At 53.0% G+C, this 19,144-nt stretch carries 19 protein-coding genes; 9 read left to right on the top strand and 10 right to left on the bottom strand.

The window, feature by feature from the left end; translation table 11 throughout:
* Window positions 1-94 precede the first annotated feature (94 nt).
* The 5 genes from HV229_RS10780 (at window position 95) to rnd (ending at window position 6,528) form a co-directional block, all read left to right on the top strand.
* Window positions 95-2,005, top strand: coding sequence for an ATP-dependent DNA helicase (locus HV229_RS10780; protein WP_181547537.1), 1,911 nt, complete (start codon window positions 95-97; stop codon window positions 2,003-2,005).
* 58 nt (window positions 2,006-2,063) lie between these two features.
* Window positions 2,064-2,759: a tRNA (adenosine(37)-N6)-threonylcarbamoyltransferase complex dimerization subunit type 1 TsaB gene (gene tsaB / locus HV229_RS10785; RefSeq protein ID WP_094761103.1), complete on the top strand. Its 696-nt coding sequence runs from the start codon at window positions 2,064-2,066 to the stop codon at window positions 2,757-2,759.
* 94 nt (window positions 2,760-2,853) lie between these two features.
* Window positions 2,854-3,438, top strand: a complete 585-nt coding sequence (locus HV229_RS10790; RefSeq protein ID WP_181547539.1) for a Slp family lipoprotein — start codon at window positions 2,854-2,856, stop codon at window positions 3,436-3,438.
* Window positions 3,439-3,642: 204 nt separating this feature from the next.
* Window positions 3,643-5,328: a long-chain-fatty-acid--CoA ligase FadD gene (gene fadD, locus HV229_RS10795; protein WP_131350914.1), complete on the top strand. Its 1,686-nt coding sequence runs from the start codon at window positions 3,643-3,645 to the stop codon at window positions 5,326-5,328.
* Window positions 5,329-5,412: 84 nt separating this feature from the next.
* Window positions 5,413-6,528 carry a ribonuclease D gene (rnd, locus tag HV229_RS10800; protein WP_016156789.1) on the top strand — a complete coding sequence of 372 codons (1,116 nt, stop codon included), beginning with the start codon at window positions 5,413-5,415 and terminating at the stop codon, window positions 6,526-6,528.
* Window positions 6,529-6,577: 49 nt separating this feature from the next.
* On the opposite strand, the gene HV229_RS10805 is transcribed toward rnd, so the two are convergent.
* The 4 genes from HV229_RS10805 to HV229_RS10820 form a co-directional block, all read right to left on the bottom strand.
* The gene (locus HV229_RS10805; protein WP_181547541.1) at window positions 6,578-7,543 is read right to left on the bottom strand and encodes a PDR/VanB family oxidoreductase; all 966 of its coding nucleotides are present in this window, start codon (window positions 7,541-7,543) and stop codon (window positions 6,578-6,580) included.
* A gap of 70 nt (window positions 7,544-7,613) precedes the next feature.
* Entirely contained in the window at window positions 7,614-8,738 is a 1,125-nt protein-coding gene (yeaW, locus tag HV229_RS10810; RefSeq protein WP_003833746.1) for a carnitine monooxygenase, oxygenase subunit YeaW, read from the bottom strand.
* Window positions 8,739-8,783: 45 nt separating this feature from the next.
* Complete coding sequence (locus HV229_RS10815; RefSeq protein WP_049043155.1) at window positions 8,784-10,385, bottom strand: BCCT family transporter; 1,602 nt, start codon at window positions 10,383-10,385, stop codon at window positions 8,784-8,786.
* A gap of 255 nt (window positions 10,386-10,640) precedes the next feature.
* Window positions 10,641-11,723, bottom strand: a complete 1,083-nt coding sequence (locus HV229_RS10820) for a tartrate dehydrogenase (protein ID WP_065554710.1) — start codon at window positions 11,721-11,723, stop codon at window positions 10,641-10,643.
* A gap of 103 nt (window positions 11,724-11,826) precedes the next feature.
* Between HV229_RS10820 and HV229_RS10825 the strand changes: the two genes are divergently transcribed.
* Entirely contained in the window at window positions 11,827-12,744 is a 918-nt protein-coding gene (locus tag HV229_RS10825; protein ID WP_181547542.1) for a LysR family transcriptional regulator, read from the top strand.
* Between the two features lie 86 nt (window positions 12,745-12,830).
* Here the strand turns inward: HV229_RS10825 and minE are convergent, their stop codons facing one another.
* The 3 genes from minE to minC are packed head-to-tail and all read right to left on the bottom strand — an operon-like array spanning window position 12,831 to window position 14,644.
* Entirely contained in the window at window positions 12,831-13,097 is a 267-nt protein-coding gene (gene minE / locus HV229_RS10830) for a cell division topological specificity factor MinE (protein WP_001185666.1), read from the bottom strand.
* A gap of 3 nt (window positions 13,098-13,100) precedes the next feature.
* Entirely contained in the window at window positions 13,101-13,913 is an 813-nt protein-coding gene (gene minD / locus HV229_RS10835; protein WP_003020956.1) for a septum site-determining protein MinD, read from the bottom strand.
* Window positions 13,914-13,936: 23 nt separating this feature from the next.
* A complete protein-coding gene (minC, locus tag HV229_RS10840) occupies window positions 13,937-14,644 on the bottom strand; it encodes a septum site-determining protein MinC (RefSeq protein ID WP_181547543.1) in 708 nt (235 codons plus the stop codon).
* Window positions 14,645-14,770: 126 nt separating this feature from the next.
* Between minC and HV229_RS10845 the strand changes: the two genes are divergently transcribed.
* The 3 genes from HV229_RS10845 to HV229_RS10855 all read left to right on the top strand — a co-directional run bounded on the left by HV229_RS10845 (window position 14,771) and on the right by HV229_RS10855 (window position 16,332).
* Window positions 14,771-15,064 carry a YcgL domain-containing protein gene (locus HV229_RS10845; protein ID WP_016153375.1) on the top strand — a complete coding sequence of 98 codons (294 nt, stop codon included), beginning with the start codon at window positions 14,771-14,773 and terminating at the stop codon, window positions 15,062-15,064.
* A 69-nt stretch (window positions 15,065-15,133) separates the two neighbouring features.
* The gene (locus HV229_RS10850; protein ID WP_075848668.1) at window positions 15,134-15,793 is read left to right on the top strand and encodes a fumarylacetoacetate hydrolase family protein; all 660 of its coding nucleotides are present in this window, start codon (window positions 15,134-15,136) and stop codon (window positions 15,791-15,793) included.
* Window positions 15,794-15,885: 92 nt separating this feature from the next.
* Window positions 15,886-16,332: a YcgN family cysteine cluster protein gene (locus HV229_RS10855; RefSeq protein WP_016153373.1), complete on the top strand. Its 447-nt coding sequence runs from the start codon at window positions 15,886-15,888 to the stop codon at window positions 16,330-16,332.
* 29 nt (window positions 16,333-16,361) lie between these two features.
* Here the strand turns inward: HV229_RS10855 and HV229_RS10860 are convergent, their stop codons facing one another.
* From HV229_RS10860 to nhaB, 3 genes are all read right to left on the bottom strand, one after another.
* Window positions 16,362-16,703, bottom strand: coding sequence for a DUF1971 domain-containing protein (locus tag HV229_RS10860; RefSeq protein WP_016153372.1), 342 nt, complete (start codon window positions 16,701-16,703; stop codon window positions 16,362-16,364).
* Window positions 16,704-16,813: 110 nt separating this feature from the next.
* The gene (gene dsbB / locus HV229_RS10865; protein WP_003844060.1) at window positions 16,814-17,344 is read right to left on the bottom strand and encodes a disulfide bond formation protein DsbB; all 531 of its coding nucleotides are present in this window, start codon (window positions 17,342-17,344) and stop codon (window positions 16,814-16,816) included.
* Window positions 17,345-17,485: 141 nt separating this feature from the next.
* Window positions 17,486-19,030, bottom strand: coding sequence for a Na(+)/H(+) antiporter NhaB (nhaB, locus tag HV229_RS10870; protein WP_029139569.1), 1,545 nt, complete (start codon window positions 19,028-19,030; stop codon window positions 17,486-17,488).
* Window positions 19,031-19,144 lie beyond the last annotated feature (114 nt).

Below are 19,144 nucleotides of genomic sequence, written 5' to 3' on the forward strand. Positions count from 1 at the left end.
AAGACTGCCATAATGTTGTGTCCACGTCACCTCTTCAACTGGCGAAAGAGCCGCTGGCCTGACATAATCCCTGTTCAAATTAACAGGGGGCAGTGTGACGGACGATTTTGCAGCAGACGGTCAGTTGGCTAAAGCGATACCCGGTTTTAAACCGCGTGAACCACAGCGGCAGATGGCCTTCGCCGTCAGTCATGCTATCGAAAAATCACAGCCGCTTGTTGTCGAAGCCGGAACAGGAACGGGTAAAACCTACGCTTATCTTGCCCCCGCGCTGCGTGCCGGAAAGAAAGTAATTGTCTCCACGGGCTCGAAGGCGTTGCAGGATCAGCTATACAGCCGCGATTTACCCACAGTAGCGAAGGCTCTGGAATTCACGGGTAAACTGGCGCTGCTGAAAGGGCGTTCAAACTATCTGTGTCTTGAGCGTCTCGAACAACAGGCGCTGGCGGGCGGTGACCTGCCGGTACAGACTTTAAGTGACGTCATTCTGCTACGCTCCTGGTCAAATCAAACCCTTGATGGTGACATCAGCACCTGCGTCAGCGTGGCGGAAGACTCTCAGGCCTGGCCGCTGGTGACGAGCACAAACGATAATTGCCTTGGGAGCGACTGCCCGCTGTACAAAGAGTGCTTTGTCGTTAAAGCGCGCAAGAAGGCGATGGATGCAGATGTCGTCGTGGTAAACCACCATCTGTTTCTCGCTGATATGGTGGTAAAAGAGAGTGGGTTTGGCGAGCTGATCCCGGAAGCTGAAGTGATGATCTTCGATGAAGCGCATCAGTTACCGGATATCGCCAGCCAGTATTTTGGTCAATCGCTCTCCAGTCGCCAACTGCTGGATCTGGCGAAAGACATCACCATTGCCTATCGTACCGAGCTGAAAGACACTCAGCAGCTTCAAAAATGCGCCGACCGGCTGGCGCAAAGCGCGCAGGACTTCCGCCTGCAACTGGGCGAGCCGAGCTATCGAGGAAACTTGCGGGAACTGCTGGCCGACCCGCGCGTGCAGCGCGCGTTTTTGTTGCTCGATGACACGCTGGAGCTGTGTTACGACGTGGCGAAACTGTCTCTCGGACGTTCCGCTTTGCTGGATGCCGCGTTTGAACGTGCCACGCTTTACCGTACTCGTCTGAAGCGCCTGAAAGAGATCAACCAGCCAGGTTTCAGCTACTGGTATGAATGCACCTCGCGCCATTTCACCCTTGCGCTGACGCCGCTCACGGTGGCGGATAAATTCAAAGAAGTGATGGAACAGAAGCCGGGCTGCTGGATTTTTACCTCCGCGACGCTGTCGGTAAACGATGATCTTCATCATTTCACCGCGCGGCTGGGTATTGAAGATGCCGAGTCGATGCTGCTGCCAAGTCCATTTGATTACACGCGCCAGGCGCTGCTGTGCGTGCCGCGTAATCTCCCGCAAACCAACCAACCGGGAGCGGCGCGTCAGTTGGCATCCATGCTGCGTCCTATTATCGAAGCGAACAACGGACGCTGTTTTATGCTGTGTACCTCGCACGCGATGATGCGCGATCTGGCGGAACAATTCCGCGCCACCATGACCCTTCCCGTGCTGCTGCAGGGCGAAACCAGTAAAGGACAACTGTTACAGCAGTTTGTCAGCGCAGGTAATGCGTTACTGGTTGCCACCAGCAGCTTCTGGGAAGGGGTGGACGTGCGTGGCGATACGTTGTCGCTGGTGATTATTGATAAACTGCCGTTCACCTCGCCCGACGATCCGCTGTTAAAAGCGAGGATGGAGGACTGCCGTTTGCGCGGCGGCGATCCGTTTGAAGACGTTCAGTTGCCGGATGCGGTAATCACCCTGAAACAGGGCGTGGGGCGTCTGATTCGTGACGCCGACGACCGCGGGGTGCTGGTGATTTGCGACAACCGTCTGGTGATGCGACCTTACGGTGCCACTTTCCTGGCAAGTCTTCCGCCTGCGCCGCGGACGCGTGATATTGCTCGCGCTGTTCGTTTTCTTGCCATACCAACGACTGAGTAATTTGTTACGGAGTGTGGTAAGATGCGCGCCAAATTTATTGACCTGATCACAAACACCCATGCGAATTCTGGCTATCGATACCGCCACAGAGGCGTGCTCTGTTGCCCTGTGGAATGACGGTACTACCAAGGCTCATTTCGAGCTTTGCCCACGAGAACACACCCAACGAATTTTACCAATGGTTGAGGAAATCCTGGCCGCTGGCGATCTCACGTTAACCGATATCGACGCTCTGGCGTTTGGTCGCGGTCCTGGCAGTTTCACCGGTGTACGTATTGGGATTGGCATTGCTCAGGGGCTGGCGTTAGGCGCGAATTTACCGATGATCGGCGTCTCCACCCTGGCAACAATGGCGCAGGGAGCCTGGCGTAAGTCGGGCGCGACCCGCGTACTGGCCGCGATCGACGCGCGAATGGGCGAAGTCTATTGGGCCGAATACCTGCGTGATGAGCACGGCAACTGGCACGGTGAAGAAACCGAAGCGGTGCTAACCCCCGAGCAGGTGCATGCGCGTTTACTGCAACTGTCTGGCGAGTGGGTAACGGTCGGAACGGGCTGGCCTGCCTGGCCTGAGCTCGGTAAAGACAGCGGTCTGACGCTGAGCGATGGCGACGTTTTGCTTCCGGCGGCTGAAGATATGCTGCCTGTTGCCACGCAAATGCTGGCTGCCGGTAAGACCGTGGCGGTTGAACATGCGGAACCGGTTTATTTACGTAACACCGTGGCATGGAAGAAACTTCCCGGTAAAGAATGAATCTTAGTAGTACATCCCCGGTTAATTCGCACAGCCGTCAGTGCGCAGCATGGTGAATTGGTCGGGGCAGAAGCTAAGAAAAGGGAGTCGCAATATGGCGGTGCAAAAGCAGTTTTTGAAAGGTCTGTTGGCGGGCGCATTCGCGTTAATGCTTAGCGGTTGTGTCACCATCCCGGACGCGATTAAAGGTTCGAGCCCTACGCCGCAGCAGGATCTGGTGCGGGTTATGAATGCCCCGCAGCTGTATGTCGGACAGGAAGCGCGTTTCGGCGGTAAAGTTGTGGATATTCAGAACCAGCAGGGGAAATCCCGTCTGGAAATTGCCACTGTTCCTCTTGATAGTGGGGCGCGACCGGTGCTGGGCGAAGCCTCCCGCGGGCGAATTTATGCTGATGTAAATGGCTTCCTCGACCCGGTGGACTTCCGCGGTCAACTGGTTACCGTCGTCGGTCCGATTAGCGGTACTGTGGATGGAAAAATCGGTAATACGCCGTATAAATTCATGCTGATGCAGGTAACTGGCTATAAACGCTGGCATATTACTCAGCAAATTGTTATGCCGCCGCAGCCGATCGACCCCTGGTTCTACGGTGCGCGTGGCTGGCCTTACGGTGGCTACGGCGGATGGGGATGGTACAATCCCGGCCCGGCACAGGTTCAGACCATAGTAACTGAGTAACTCTTTGTTTTATGAGTAAAAGAAACAGCGGCTCGTCCGCTGTTTCTGCATTAACGTGGATATAAGAAAAATAAATAGTGACGTGCTTCGCAACCTTGTCGTTGTGTAATAAACAAACTGGTACGCTGAGTTAATATTATGTTAACAGTTTGTTTATTGCCTGGGGTTGTGATGACGACGAATACGCATTTTAGAGGTGATGTATTGAAAAAGGTTTGGCTTAACCGTTATCCCGCTGGTGTTCCTGCGGAGATCAATCCTGACCGTTATCAATCCCTGGTGGAACTCTTTGAACACTCAGTAAGACGGTATGCCGATCAGCCCGCGTTTGTAAACATGGGGGAGGTGATGACCTTCCGCAAGCTTGAAGAGCGTAGCCGGGCATTTGCGGCCTATTTGCAACAGGGACTCGGGCTGAAGAAGGGCGATCGCGTCGCGCTGATGATGCCTAACCTGCTGCAATATCCGGTCGCACTGTTTGGGATTTTACGTGCCGGCATGATCGTCGTGAACGTGAACCCGCTGTACACGCCTCGCGAGCTGGAACATCAGCTCAACGACAGCGGCGCGTCGGCGATTGTCATCGTGTCTAACTTTGCCCACACGCTGGAAAAAGTCGTCGACAAAACGTCGGTGCAACACGTGATCCTGACGCGTATGGGCGATCAGCTGTCGACCGCCAAAGGGACGTTGGTTAACTTTGTCGTCAAGTATATCAAGCGTCTGGTGCCGAAATATCACCTGCCGGATGCCATCTCATTTCGTAGTGCGCTGCAAAACGGTTATCGCATGCAGTATGTGAAACCCGAAGTGGTGTCGGAAGATCTGGCGTTCCTGCAATATACCGGGGGGACTACCGGTGTGGCGAAGGGCGCGATGCTTACGCACCGTAACATGCTGGCTAACCTTGAGCAGGTTAACGCCACTTATGGCCCGTTGCTGCATCCGGGTAAAGAACTGGTGGTGACGGCCCTACCACTGTATCACATTTTTGCGCTGACGATGAACTGTCTGCTGTTTATTGAGCTGGGCGGTCAAAACCTGCTGATTACCAACCCGCGTGATATTCCGGGACTGGTAAAAGAGCTGGCGAAGTATCCGTTCACCGCCATGACCGGCGTCAACACGCTGTTTAACGCGCTGCTGAATAACAAAGAGTTCCAACAACTGGACTTCTCGTCACTGCACCTTTCGGCAGGCGGCGGGATGCCGGTTCAACAGGCGGTAGCTGAACGTTGGGTGAAGCTGACGGGTCAGTATCTGCTGGAAGGCTATGGCCTGACGGAGTGTGCCCCTCTGGTGAGCGTCAACCCTCACGATATCGACTACCACAGCGGCAGTATCGGGTTACCGGTTCCTTCCACCGAGGTCAAACTGGTGGATGACGACGATAACGAAGTGCCGCCGGGAGAACCGGGCGAACTGTGCGTGAAAGGTCCGCAAGTGATGCTGGGCTACTGGCAGCGACCAGACGCCACCGACGAAATCGTCAAAGACGGCTGGCTGCACACCGGCGATATTGCGGTGATGGATGAAGAAGGCTTCCTGCGTATTGTCGATCGTAAGAAAGATATGATCCTGGTGTCCGGCTTTAACGTCTATCCAAATGAAATTGAAGACGTGGTTATGCAACATCCTGGCGTACAGGAAGTGGCTGCGGTTGGTGTTCCGTCGGGCAGCAGCGGTGAAGCGGTGAAAATTTTCGTGGTGAAGAAAGATGCCTCGTTAACTGATGAGGCGCTTATCACTTTCTGCCGTCGTCACCTGACGGGCTATAAAGTACCGAAGCTGGTGGAGTTTCGCGACGAGTTGCCGAAATCTAACGTCGGTAAAATTTTGCGACGAGAATTACGTGACGAAGCGCGCGCCAAAGTGGACAATAAAGGCTGAGCGTTAAGTCAGCCAGCAGAAAACGCCGGGTAATCCGGCGTTTTTTTTGGCGCAAACCTAAGAGAGCACGATTTGAATTATCAAATGATCACCACGGACGACGCGTTAGCCACGCTGTGCGAAGCCGTCCGTGAATTTCCGGCGATAGCCCTGGATACCGAATTTGTTCGCACACGTACCTATTATCCGCAGTTGGGGCTGATCCAGCTGTTTGATGGCAAACACGTTGCTCTGATTGATCCGCTAGGGATCACCGACTGGTCGCCCCTGCGCGATATTCTGCGTGATACCGCCATCACCAAATTCCTGCATGCGGGAAGTGAAGACCTGGAAGTGTTTCTCAACGCTTTTGGCGAACTTCCGCAGCCGTTAATTGACACACAAATCCTGGCTGCGTTTTGCGGTCGTCCGCTGTCGTGGGGCTTCGCCTCGATGGTGGAAGAGTTTACGGGGGTGGCGCTCGACAAAAGTGAATCGCGTACCGACTGGCTGGCCAGACCGCTGACCGAGCGTCAGTGCGAATACGCGGCGGCTGACGTCTGGTATCTGTTACCGATCACCACAAAACTGATGGCTGAAACCGAAGCCAGCGGCTGGCTGCCAGCCGCGCTGGACGAATGCCGCTTAATGCAGCAGCGTCGCCAGGAGATTCTGGCGCCGGAAGACGCCTGGCGTGACATCACCAACGCATGGCAACTGCGCACCCGTCAGCTAGCCTGCCTGCAACTGCTTGCCGACTGGCGACTGCGTAAAGCACGCGAGCGCGATCTGGCGGTAAACTTCGTGGTGCGTGAAGAGCACCTGTGGGCGGTGGCGCGTTATATGCCGGGCAGCCTGGGTGAACTGGATAGCCTGGGTCTTTCCGGGAGCGAAATTCGTTTCCACGGTAAAACGCTGATCGCCCTGGTGGAAAAGGCCCAGGCTTTACCGGAAGAGTCGCTACCGCAGCCGCTGCTGAATTTGATGGATATGCCAGGGTATCGCAAGGCGTTCAAAGCCATCAAAGCGCTGGTTGCCGAGGTGAGTGCGGAACATAATCTCAGCGTCGAACTTCTTGCTTCGCGTCGCCAGATCAACCAGTTGCTCAACTGGCACTGGAAATTAAAGCCGCAGCAATCCCTGCCAGAGCTGGTTTCCGGCTGGCGTGGCGAATTGATGTCCGATCGCCTCAACGCGCTGCTGCAGGAATACCCGCAGTAAGTCACCAGGCTCGCCGGGTCGCGCGTTTGCTGACCCGGCCTGCGCAACGCTACAGATCGAGCACCAGGCGCTTACCTTTGGCGCGCGAGCAGCAGATGAGCATGCTTTGCTGGCTGGCTTTTTCGTCGTCGCTGAAATACTGATCGCGGTGATCCGCTTCCCCTTCGAGAATCGTCGTTTCGCAGGTGCCGCAAACACCTTCCCGGCACAGGCACTCAACCCGGGCGGCTTTGTTATTTTCGATAACCTGCAAAATGGTCATCTCTTCCGGGACCACAAACTCGCGCCCGGAACGCGCCAGCACCAGGGTGAAGGCGTCGCCGCCTTTCTCTTCCACGGCAAATTGTTCGAAATGTAGCGTATTGCTGTCCAACCCAAGGCGGGAAGCCGCTTCTCTGACAGCATCGTTGAGCACCGCAGGGCCACAGGTGTAGATATGCGTGCCGGGTTCAACATCTGCCAGCAGACGGGCTAAATCGAGGCGGGTGCCTGCGTTCGACAGGTGCAGATGAATGCGATTGGCGCTGGGGTGTTGCATCAGTTCGTCATGAAACGCGCAGGTCTCCTGGCTGGGAGAGCAATAGTGCAGTTGCCATTGCGTCTGAGATTGTTCCAGCTCCGGGAGTTGCGATAAAAACGGTGTGATGCCGATACCTCCGGCAATCAACAGATGTTTTTGTGCCTGAGGGGCGAGGGCGAAGAGATTGTTTGGTGTGGAGATCGTGAGCGTGTCGCCGGGCTTCACGTTTTGATGCAGGTATCGTGAGCCGCCTTTGGACGCTTCCTCCAGGCGTACGGCGATTTTATAGGCGCGCGTATCGCGTGGTGAACTCATCAGCGAGTACGCATTGCTGTACAGGTTCTCGCCATCGCGCATCTGTACGATAATATGACTGCCACCCTGAAACGCAGGTAACGGCTGGCCTGTGGTCGCCGTTAAGGTGAAGCATTTTACCTGCGCGGTAATCGTCTCAATCCGGCTGACCCGGACTTCTTGCATTTGATAATCAGACATTGCGGCCTCCCTAAAAAATCTGTCCGACGCGCCTCAGCGACGCGCCGGAACCTGTCGTAACAGCCCCGGGTTATTCCTGAAAAACCTGGGCGACCAGATTATGGAAATGGGCAATGCCATGCTCGGAGATGCCGCTGCCGCTGGTGTCCGCCATAATGCGTCCCTGGCCGCGATACCCGCGCGATTTCAGCCCTTTTTGTACGCTTTCAACCAGACGTAAATCTTCAGGACGAAAGACGTTGCGATACCATTCGATCAGTTGTTTCTGCTCTTCGGTCAGCTCTTCGTTGGTGAAGTAGATGTCATAGTTTTGCAGCGTGGTTTCCGCATCTACCGGGAATTCGTAGATAACGGTCATCATGCCTTTGATTGGCGTCACGTTGAGCATGGTGCACGGCCACAGCCAGAAACCGTGGAAGGCGGCATCAACCCCTTCTTCGAACTTAAATGACTGCTCTGAAGGTTTGGCGAAACCGTATTGCAGCGTCCAGTTGCCGTGCATGGTATGCCAGTAACGGTCAACCTGGACCGAGTCGGAAAAACCTGGATGGGCCGGACCGCAGTGGTAACACTCCAGATAGTTATCGACAATATTCTTCCAGTTGGCTGGGGTACGAGTCGTAAAGCGCGCAGCAAGTTTCAGGTCATGCACGTCTGGGCAGGCTTCGATAACTTTGTCTGCAAGACCAGGGAGTTGTTCTTCCACGCTGCCCGCGTTCGGATCCATGTTAATAAACACGAATCCGGCATATTCTTCCAGGCGTACTGGTGTAAGGTGCGCTTTTTCGCTGTCGAAGTTGGCGACGTTTTCGCAGTTACGCGCATGCGCCAGATTGCCGTCAAGTTTGAATGCCCATGCGTGGTAAGGGCAGGTAATCACATTTTTCGCTTTCCCCTCGCCGCTCAACAGCTGATGGCCGCGATGCGGGCAGACGTTGTAGAATGCCCGCAGCACGTTATCGCGACCACGTACCAGCACGATATTCTCGCCAATCACTTCTCGGGTAACATAATCATTGGGTTTCGCCAGTTCGCTACTGTGGGCGACGCAAATCCAGCTTTTAGCGAACACCTTTTCTTGTTCGTGTTCGAAAGCCTGATGGTCGGTATAAAACCGGGCCGGGATAGTCCAGGCATCCTGCGGGTTGGCACAGAAATTTTGCGGCAGAATAAACTCAGGGCTCAGATTGCTCATTGGAATACCTTTAATTTGTGAGTAAGAGGATTTTTGTACTGGCGCTTAATTGTCGCCTTTGAGTAGTGTCCCGGCCGGTGGCGCGACCGGGACGTCAACTGGCGCTTCGGGAAGATGGCTTTCAATTTGATGCGCAGGAACGTGGGCATAGTCCTGCCGTACCCAGCGCAGAAAACCGCCAACCTTCACCAACAGGATGGCGAGGAATGGAAGAGCGGTCAGAACCACCGTGGTCTTCATGGTTTCCAGGGACGCGCCGGTGAACAAAATTGATAATGGGATCAGGGTGATGACCACGCACCAGAACAGACGAAGACTGCGCTGCGGATCTTCCCCTTCCTGCAGGTTGCGTGTGCTGGTGGCCGCCATGGTGTAGGCCACAGCATCCATGTGTGAGGCGAGGAATATAATCATGATCGCCAGATACGCCACCAGAAACAGTTTCCCGGCAGGCAACGACATCAACACTTGCTGTACGGCCGTCTCACCGCCCAGCGTCGCCATAACCTGCGGTACGTCGATCACGCCGTTCACAAACTGGTGAATGGAGTAGCTTTCCATCACGCCAAAGAAGAACCAGCAGCCAACAGTGCTACCGAGGATTAATGCCCAGATAACCTCTTTGATTTTGCGACCACGAGATACGCGAGTGACAAACATTGCCACGCCCGGCGTGTAGGAGATCCACCACAGCCAGTAGAACACCGTCCAGTTACGGGTGAACTCACCGTTGCCAAGCGGGTCGGTGAAGAGGCTCATTTGCAAAAAGTTTTGTGTCGTCAGGCCGATGGCGTTGATGATGTTGTTGGTGATGAACTCGGTCGGGCCGACGATCAGCACCAGCAGCGGCAGTAAAAATGCCCCCCAGCCGACCATTTTGCTCAGACGTTGCAAACCGTTATTGATGCCAATCCAGGAGCTCAGGCAGAAAATGCCGCCAGAGAACAGGATCACAAACGCCTGCACCGTGAAGTTATCCGGTAACCCCGTCAGGGCAGACAAACCGCGGGTAAAGGTGGCGGCGGTGACGACCAGAGAGATGGTTAACGCGCCAACTGTCGCGATCAGGAACATCAGGTCAACCAGGCGACCCCAGACGCCCTGCGGATGCACGCCGGTAATAGCGGCGATAATCCCGGACAGGCTCAGTCCTTTGTTTTTACGCACATGGAAGTGGTAGGCCATGGTTAATGAGGCCAACGTGTAGGTCGCCCATGCGCTGATCCCCCAATGGAAAAAGGAATAGGGCAGGCTGTATTCCAGCGCTTTTTGCGAGTGCGGCGCGATATTCAGACCCGGGGTCTGGTAATAATAGGCCCACTCAGCAACGCCCCAGTAGAGCGTGGAGGAGCCTAATCCGGCGCATATAAACATAAACAGCCAGGAGAGCGTGCTGTATTCCGCTTTACCTTCTCCCAGACGGATGTTGCCGTATTTGCTGGTAGCCAGCCAGACGACCAGACCCATAGCCATCAGAACGAGGATCTGCACGGCGGAACCCAGCATCCGGGTAACGCCGTTAAAAAGGGTATTTGCGACTTGTGCAGACTGCTGAGGGAAGAGACTAAGTGTGGCGGCGATGAAAAGAATAGCCACCAGGCTGATGGCTATCAGCGGCATGTCTTTTTTCTTGACGTTGCTCAACATGGGATCTCCTGGGCACAGTTGCCCGCGTATGGCATTAGCCTGTCGTTGTTATCATGCTGTAGGGGTAGAATGAGTTACTTTGTATTTAACAATTTTATTATTTGTTCTTTACATGAATTAAACAATTGCCCGATGCGTGAAGCAATAAAACACGGAACGGAAATAATAAAAGGTGAATTAGCGCAGGTTATTGGCTCCACAAAACGCATAAAAAAGCCGCGTCAGTGACGCGGCTCATATTTCGTGGTTTGACCTCTAACGTAGTGCCTGACAGATGGCTTCTCCCACCTGTTGCGTGGTGGCGCAGCCTTTCATATCCGGCGTTTTCGGGCCACTGGCAATAACGTGCTCAATTGCCGCCAGAATACCGTCGTGGGCAGCCTTATAGTTGGCATCACCCTTGCCAAGGAAGTCCAGCATCATGGCGCCAGCCCAGATAGTGGCAATCGGGTTGGCGATGTTTTTTCCGTAAATATCGGGAGCCGAACCATGTACTGGCTCGAACAGGGACGGGAAGGTGCGTTCCGGGTTTAAGTTGGCAGAAGGCGCGATGCCAATCGTCCCGGTACAGGCCGGACCCAGATCGGAGAGGATGTCGCCGAACAGGTTGGAGGCAACCACAACGTCAAAGCGCTCCGGCTGCATCACAAAGCGGGCGCACAGTATATCGATATGCTGTTTATCCCAACGGATCTCAGGATAGTTAGCCGCCATTGCTTCAACACGCTCGTCCCAGTAAGGCATGCTGATGGCCAGACCATTGGATTTGGTCGCCGAGGTCAGGGTTTTGCGCGGGCGGTTTTGCGCCAGCTCGAAAGCGTAACGTAATATACGATCCACGCCGCGACGGGTGAAGACCGACTCCTGGATAACCACCTCGTGTTCCGTCCCTTCACTCACGCGTCCGCCGAGAGAAGAGTATTCTCCCTCGGTGTTCTCGCGTACGACGTAGAAATCAATGTCGCCTGGCTGCTTGCCCGCCAGTGGGCAAGGGACTCCCGGGAACAGGCGTACCGGACGCAGGTTGACGTACTGGTCGAATTCGCGGCGAAACTTAAGCAGCGAGCCCCATAAAGAGATGTGGTCCGGTACGGTGTCCGGCCAGCCAACGGCGCCAAAATAGATAGCATCAAAGGATTGCAACTGCTCATGCCAGTCATCCGGCATCATTTTACCGTGATGGGTGTAGTACTCGCAGCTCGCCCATTCCATTTGCTCAAAGCTGAGCGACAACCCCCAACGCTCGGCGGCTGCCTGTAACACATGAATGCCTTCAGGCAGCACTTCTTTACCAATGCCATCTCCGGGGATAGCGGCAATACGACAGGTTTTCTTCATAGCAGCTCTCACTTGTACGCCATCAAAATTGACTTTCCCCTTATCCTATAATTGACTGATTAATAGTTAATCCCCCTAACTGGTGAAACATAAAACACAGATCATGAATAATCTGCCGCTGCTAAATGATTTACGCGTCTTTATGCTGGTTGCCCGTCGGGCAGGATTTGCCGCCGTTGCCGAGGAACTGGGTGTATCACCGGCTTTTATCAGTAAGCGAGTAGCCCTGCTGGAGCAGACGCTGAACGTGGTGCTGCTGCACCGGACAACGCGGCGTGTAACCATCACGGAAGAGGGGGAGCGGATCTACGAATGGGCGCAGCGGATCCTGCAGGATGTCGATCAGATGATGGACGAGTTGTCGGATGCCAGGCAGATCCCGCAGGGGATGCTACGTATTATTAGTAGCTTTGGTTTTGGCCGTCGGGTGGTGGCTCCGGCGCTGTCTGCGCTGGCAAAAGCGTACCCGCAGTTAGAACTGAGGTTCGATGTTGAAGACCGCCTGGTGGATATGGTGAATGAGGGCGTCGATCTTGATATTCGTATCGGGGATGATATCGCGCCAAACCTGATTGCCCGCAAGCTGGCGACTAACTACCGTATTCTGTGCGCCTCGCCGGAATTTGTGGCGCAGCATGGGACGCCAAAGCAACTGAACGATCTCTCCACTTTTCCTTGTCTGGTTATCAAAGAGCGCGACCATCCGTTTGGCATCTGGCAAATGCGTAATAAAGAGGGCGCTCACTCAATTAAAGTTACGGGGCCTCTGTCGTCTAATCATGGCGAAGTGGTACATCAGTGGTGTCTTGATGGGCAGGGAATTGCCCTGCGTTCGTGGTGGGACGTTTGCGACAACATTGTTGGTGGACATCTGGTACACGTATTACCCGAGTATTATCAACCAGCAAATATATGGGCGGTTTATGTTTCTCGGCTGGCGACGTCGGCAAAAATCCGTATTACGGTTGAGTATTTGCGCCGCTATTTTGCCGAAAACTATCCAAAGTTTACTTTGGAATAAATCCGCAACAGCCTGGCAAGAAACTGAAAATAAAAAAGGCAGAATAATCTGCCTTTTTTGCAACTATAACTCACTGAGCAAAGCCGTTATTTAGACTCTTCAGCTTCAGGTAATGTCACGTTAAGTTCGAGGATAGATATATCGCCGTCTTTTTGTTCAAGCTGTACGGTGACCATTTCGGGATCAATTTGTACATACTTGCAGATAACCTCGAGAATATCTTTCCTCAGTTGCGGTAAATAATGTGGCTCGGCGTCACTACGACGACGTTCCGCAACAATAATCTGCAGTCGCTCTTTAGCGATGTTCGCTGTGCTCTTTTTCCGCGAGAGAAAAAAATCCAGTAATGCCATAACTTATCCTCCGAACAGGCGTTTGAGGAAACCTTTCTTCTCTTCTTCAATGAAGCGGAAAGGACGTTCTTCTCCCAACAGACGGTCTACGGTATCAGCATAGGCTTTACCGGCATCAGCATTGATGTCGAGAATAACCGGCTCACCCTGGTTAGACGCGCGCAGGACTGACTGATCTTCAGGAATCACGCCAACCAGCTTGATTCGCAGAATTTCCAGTACGTCTTCCATGCTCAGCATGTCACCTTTATTTACGCGGCCAGGGTTGTAGCGCGTCAGCAACAAATGCTCTTTAATCGGATCTTCACCGTTTTCCGCACGACGAGATTTCGACGCCAGAATACCCAGAATACGGTCAGAGTCACGTACAGAGGAGACTTCCGGGTTAGTGGTGATAATCGCTTCATCGGCAAAATACAGGGCCATCAGCGCGCCGGTTTCAATACCCGCCGGGGAGTCGCAGACGATGAAATCGAATTCCATCGTTTTCAGGTCGTCCAGAACTTTCGCGACGCCTTCACGCGTCAGCGCGTCTTTATCGCGAGTCTGTGAGGCCGGAAGAATAAAGAGATTTTCGGTACGCTTATCTTTGATTAACGCCTGATTTAACGACGCATCGCCCTGAATAACGTTGACGAAGTCGTAAACGACGCGGCGTTCACAACCCATAATCAGATCGAGGTTACGCAGGCCGATATCAAAATCAATAACGACAGTTTTCTTTCCCTTCTGGGCCAAACCTGTAGCGATGGCCGCGCTGGAGGTGGTTTTGCCAACGCCCCCTTTACCCGAAGTAACAACAATAATGCGTGCCATAGAAATTCCTTGTTAAAAAGGGATCAATTCAACGGTTGAACTGTCAAAGCGTTCTCTGCTAATTGCAGACGGGCCGCTTTGCCATAAAATTCTGCTGGGATTTTATCACTCAGCCAATAAACACCTGCGATAGACACCAGTTCTGCCGTCAGATGGGTACAAAAAATTTGCGCTTCACGATCGCCGCTTGCACCTGCCAGCGCACGGCCTCTCATCATTCCATAAACATGAATATTGCCATCAGCGATAAGCTCTGCGCCCGCACTGACGTGGCTTGTAACAATCAGATCACATTGTGGAGCATAAATGCGCTGACCGGAACGAACCGGCACATTTATTAATCGTGTTTTTGTGATGGGAGTAACGTTTTGCGGCGGAGCGACGGGAGCCGGGACCTCAACAGGCGCAGGACGAATAGCTTTTTCTTTACCTTCAGTCAGTAAAGGAAGACCCATATCGTCGATTTCTGCCTTTAGTCTGGCGTCTTTGCATCCGCTAACGCCAATAATGCGCAATCCGGTAGACGCGACAACTTTCTGCAGCGCTGACCAGTTTACCGGGCTTTCAAGACCACTCACGTTAACCACCACGGGAGCATGTTTTAAAAAAGCCGGTGCCTGCGCGATTTTGTCTTCCAACGCCTGACGAATAACCTCGGGTTCTGCTTCATGTAAATGAACCACTGATAAGGTGAAGCTACTGCCTTTAAGCTCGATTGGCGTGTTTGACATCCTGGCCTTACTCAATTTGCTATTTATCATCCCCAGCGCGGGGTGATATTCCGAAGACTATAAGGCATGTTATAGTCAGTATTATATTGAGGCAAGCCACCATTCCGTGAATTCAGAGTAAAAGATATGTTTTGTGTGATCTACCGAAGCAGCAAACGTGACCAGACCTATTTATATGTCGAAAAAAAAGACGATTTCTCGCGCGTTCCTGAAGAACTGATGAGAGGATTTGGTCAGCCGACGCTGGCAATGATGTTACCGCTTGATGGGCGTAAAAAATTAGTTAATGCCGATCTTGAAAAAGTAAAACAGGCCCTGACTGAGCAGGGCTATTATTTACAAATACCCCCGCCGCCAGAAGATTTACTTAAACAGCATCTGGCAGCGGCAAAACAAAATACACCAGACGCTAAACGTTAAACTGCATCGGGCAGCAGCACGTTCCATCGATGCAGTACCTGAAATCTATGACTACGTTAGGGGAAAGTAATGTATCAACATCACAACTGGCATGGTGCTCTGCTGGATTATCCGGTGAGTAAGGTGGTTTGCGTAGGGAGTAACTATGCCAACCATATTAAAGAGATGGGCGGAACCACCCCGGAAGAACCGGTTCTGTTTATTAAACCGGAAACCGCGCTGTGCGATTTGCGCCAGCCGCTGGTGATCCCATCTGATATGGGGTCTGTCCACCATGAAGTTGAGCTGGCTGTGCTGATCGGCGCGACCCTGCGGCAAGCGACAGAAGATCATGTGCGCAAAGCCATTGCCGGTTATGGTGTCGCGCTGGATCTGACTCTGCGCGATATTCAGGGCAAAATGAAGAAGGTGGGGCAGCCATGGGAAAAAGCGAAGGGTTTTGATAACTCTTGCCCGCTGTCTGGATTTATTCCGGTGGCGGAATTTAATGGCGATCCGCAGGATACGATGCTTGGATTAACGGTCAACGGTGAAACACGCCAGCACGGCTCCACGGCGGACATGATCCATCACATCGTTCCCTTGATTGCTTATATGAGCCGTTTCTTTACCCTCAAAGCGGGCGATGTGGTGTTAACGGGAACGCCAGCAGGCGTGGGACCTTTAAGCAGCGGCGACGAACTGGCCATCAGTTTTCACGGTCAAACGCTAACAACCCGCGTGCTGTAATCTCTGCTTGCCGCCTTTTCGGGCGGCAAAACTTGCATCAGCGTGCCAGACTGGTTATAAGGTGCAGCTTTATTGCAATAGCGGAAACCCTGATGAGCGACATACCTTTCTGGCAAAGTAAAACCCTTGATGAAATGACCGATGCCGAGTGGGAGTCATTATGTGACGGGTGCGGTCAATGCTGCCTGCATAAGCTGATGGATGAAGACACAGACGAAATCTACTTTACCAACGTCGCCTGTCGTCAGCTCAACATTAAAACCTGCCAGTGTCGTAATTACGAACGTCGATTCGAGTACGAGCCTGACTGCATCAAACTGACGCGTGATAATCTGCCGACTTTTGAATGGTTGCCGATGACCTGCGCCTATCGTCTGCTCGCAGAAGGAAAAGGGCTGCCGGAGTGGCACCCGTTGCTGACAGGATCAAAAGCGGCGATGCACGGTGAACGTATCTCAGTTCGTCATATTGCGGTGAAAGAGTCGGAAGTGCGTGACTGGCAGGATCATATCCTGAACAAACCTTCATGGGCGGACTGAGCCGCCCATCGATTAGCAGGCGTTAAGGGTTAAGACTTTTTCGCCTGATACATCTCATCGGAGTGGTTGTCATCTTCCACCCAGAAGTTAATGTTGAATTGCGCATCGTCGCTTAATTCAACGCGATGCCAGTACTGCGGTGGGCTGGTCGCGAACTGACCGGCATTAATCACCACTTTCACTTCAGGTTCTTTTGCGTCTTCATTGGCAAAGCCATAATACGTTACCGTACCTTCCATTACGCAGAGCTGTCCAAACACGCCTGCTGCGGTGTTATGGTGAGAAAGAAGTGCTGCCGGGACGTTGTCTTTGGTAAAGAAGGGAGTAGAGCGTTTTACTTTCCAGTTTGCCGGGATGCGTAAATGGGACATCAGACATCTCCTTGGTGTGGTATCTATAAGATGTATTTAATATACATCTTATAGATACCAGCAGGCAATGAATTTAAGGCAAAAAAAACGCTCCCGAAGGAGCGTCTCTGTTAGCGACCGAAGAGGTCACGTTTTTTTGGTTTAAACGGCTGTGCTATGACTACCAGCACGGCGACCACCAGGTAAGCGGCGAAGATCCCCAACAGCCACTGTGGCATTTCCAGGGTTAAAAAAGACCACTGGCGTTCAGCACAGTCACCGGATGCTAAAAACACCTGCGGCAGCCATTTGTCCAGCGGCAGCCAGCTCGGGAAGCGTGCGGCAAAATCACAGGTCATAAACGGTGATGGGTGCAACTGAATCATGGTGTGCTCATACGCTAACTGAAGTCCGCGCCAGGCACTGTAAATCCAGATAATCATCGCCACATAGCGCAGCGGCGTTTTTGGTGCGATAGCCCCCACCAGCCCCGCGCCCATCACGCCAAATAATGCGCTACGTTCGTAAATACACAACACGCAAGGTTTTAGCAGCATGACGTGCTGGAACCACAGCGCGACAAGCTCCAGCGCAAAGGCGGTTAACGCCAACAATAACCATGCACCACGACCTCGGGAGCACTGGTTTAAAAATCGCAACATAATAATTTCCCTGCAACATGCGTAGAGAGCGCAGTTTAAACCAATTCAATTTATGCGCCACTAGCAGGAATTGAAAATTTGAGTAATCGGATAATTATCATGCAAAAAGTCAAACCGGGCAGTGATTTGCCCGGTAAATTGTTATGAAAGTGTAGCTAACCAGCCCGCCTGGGTCATCCACTCAGTCACCGGAACAAGCGTGAACTCGACGCAAAGCAGACCAACCAGCGTCAGGACGAGAGTATAAGGCAGAGCCATCCACACCATGCGGCCATAAGAGAGTCGAATCAATGGTGCCAGCGCAGAGGTCAGCAGGAACAGGAATGCCGCCTGGCCGTTTGGTGTAGCAACGGAAGGCAGGTTAGTCCCGGTATTGATCGCCACCGCTAACAGCTCAAATTGGTTAAGGCTGATGGTCCCATGTTCCAACGCGGCTTTGGCTTCGTTAATGTAAATGGTGCCGACAAACACGTTATCAGAGATAGAAGACAGCAGGCCGTTAAAGAGATAGAACAGCGTCAGTTGAGCATGTTCAGAGGACTGCAAAACAAACTGAATAATCGGTGAAAAGAGCTGTTGATCGATAATCACCGCAACGATAGAGAAGAACACGGTCAGCAGGGCGGTGAAAGGCAGCGACTCGGTAAACGCTTTACCAATCGCGTGTTCGTCAGTAACGCCGGTCAACGACGTGGCCAGGATAATGACGGACAGACCAATTAATCCGACTTCCGCCAGATGCAGGGCCAGGGCAACCACCAGCCAGATACCGATAATCGCCTGAACAATCAGTTTGATTTTTTCCTGACGAGTACGCTGCTGACGGCTTTGATCGTCAAACTGTTGCAGGACATCGCGGACGGTCTCCGGCAGCGTTTCGCCATAGCCAAACCAGCGCAATTTCTCAACCAGCATGCAGGTTAACAGGCCGCAAATCAGCACCGGGACGGTGACCGGCGACATGCGCAGGAAAAAGTCACCAAAATGCCAGCCAGCCGCTTTGGCGATAATCAGGTTTTGCGGTTCGCCGACCATAGTCATTACGCCGCCTAACGCCGTACCGACACCCGCATGCATCATCAGGCTGCGTAGAAAACCACGGAACTGCTCCAGTACGACCTTATTGTGCTGATCGATATGGCTGTCATCGAGCATATTGTTGTCTTCCGTGCGGGAAGAGGCGAAACGATGGTAGATACCATAAAAACCAACCGCTACGCTGATTACCACGGCAACGACGGTCAGCGCATCCAGGAATGCAGAAAGGAAGGCGGCGGCAACGCAAAATGCCAGCGACAGCAGCATCTTGGAGCGAATCGTAAGCAGTAGGCGGGTGAAAATAAACAGCAGCAACTGCTTCATAAAGTAGATGCCAGCCACCATAAACATCAGCAGCAACAGCACCTCAAGGTTAGCGGCAACCTCTTCACGCACATGTGTGGCGCTGGTCATGCCGATGATGACCGCCTCGATGGCTAGCAGCCCGCCTGGTAGCAGCGGGTAACATTTTAACGCCATCGCCAGCGTAAAAATGAACTCGGCCACCAACAGCCAGCCCGCAATAAAGGGATTGATGAAAAATATAACCGGGTTAACGACTAAGAATACGAGTAGTGCAAGTTTGTACCAGTCAGGTGATTGACCTAAAAAATTGCGCCACATAGCGCGGCCCCATGATAGCTCCATGGTGATTTCCCTACCTTTAAAAATGAAATCATGTTTTTATGTTTGACCGCAAAGCTTAGCGGGAGGAGGGAGTACAGGCAAGCTATTCACGCGACGGACAAGGCTGGCTGTGCT

The sequence above is a fragment of the Citrobacter sp. RHBSTW-00524 genome, from assembly GCF_013747755.1.
Classification (GTDB): domain Bacteria; phylum Pseudomonadota; class Gammaproteobacteria; order Enterobacterales; family Enterobacteriaceae; genus Citrobacter; species Citrobacter braakii.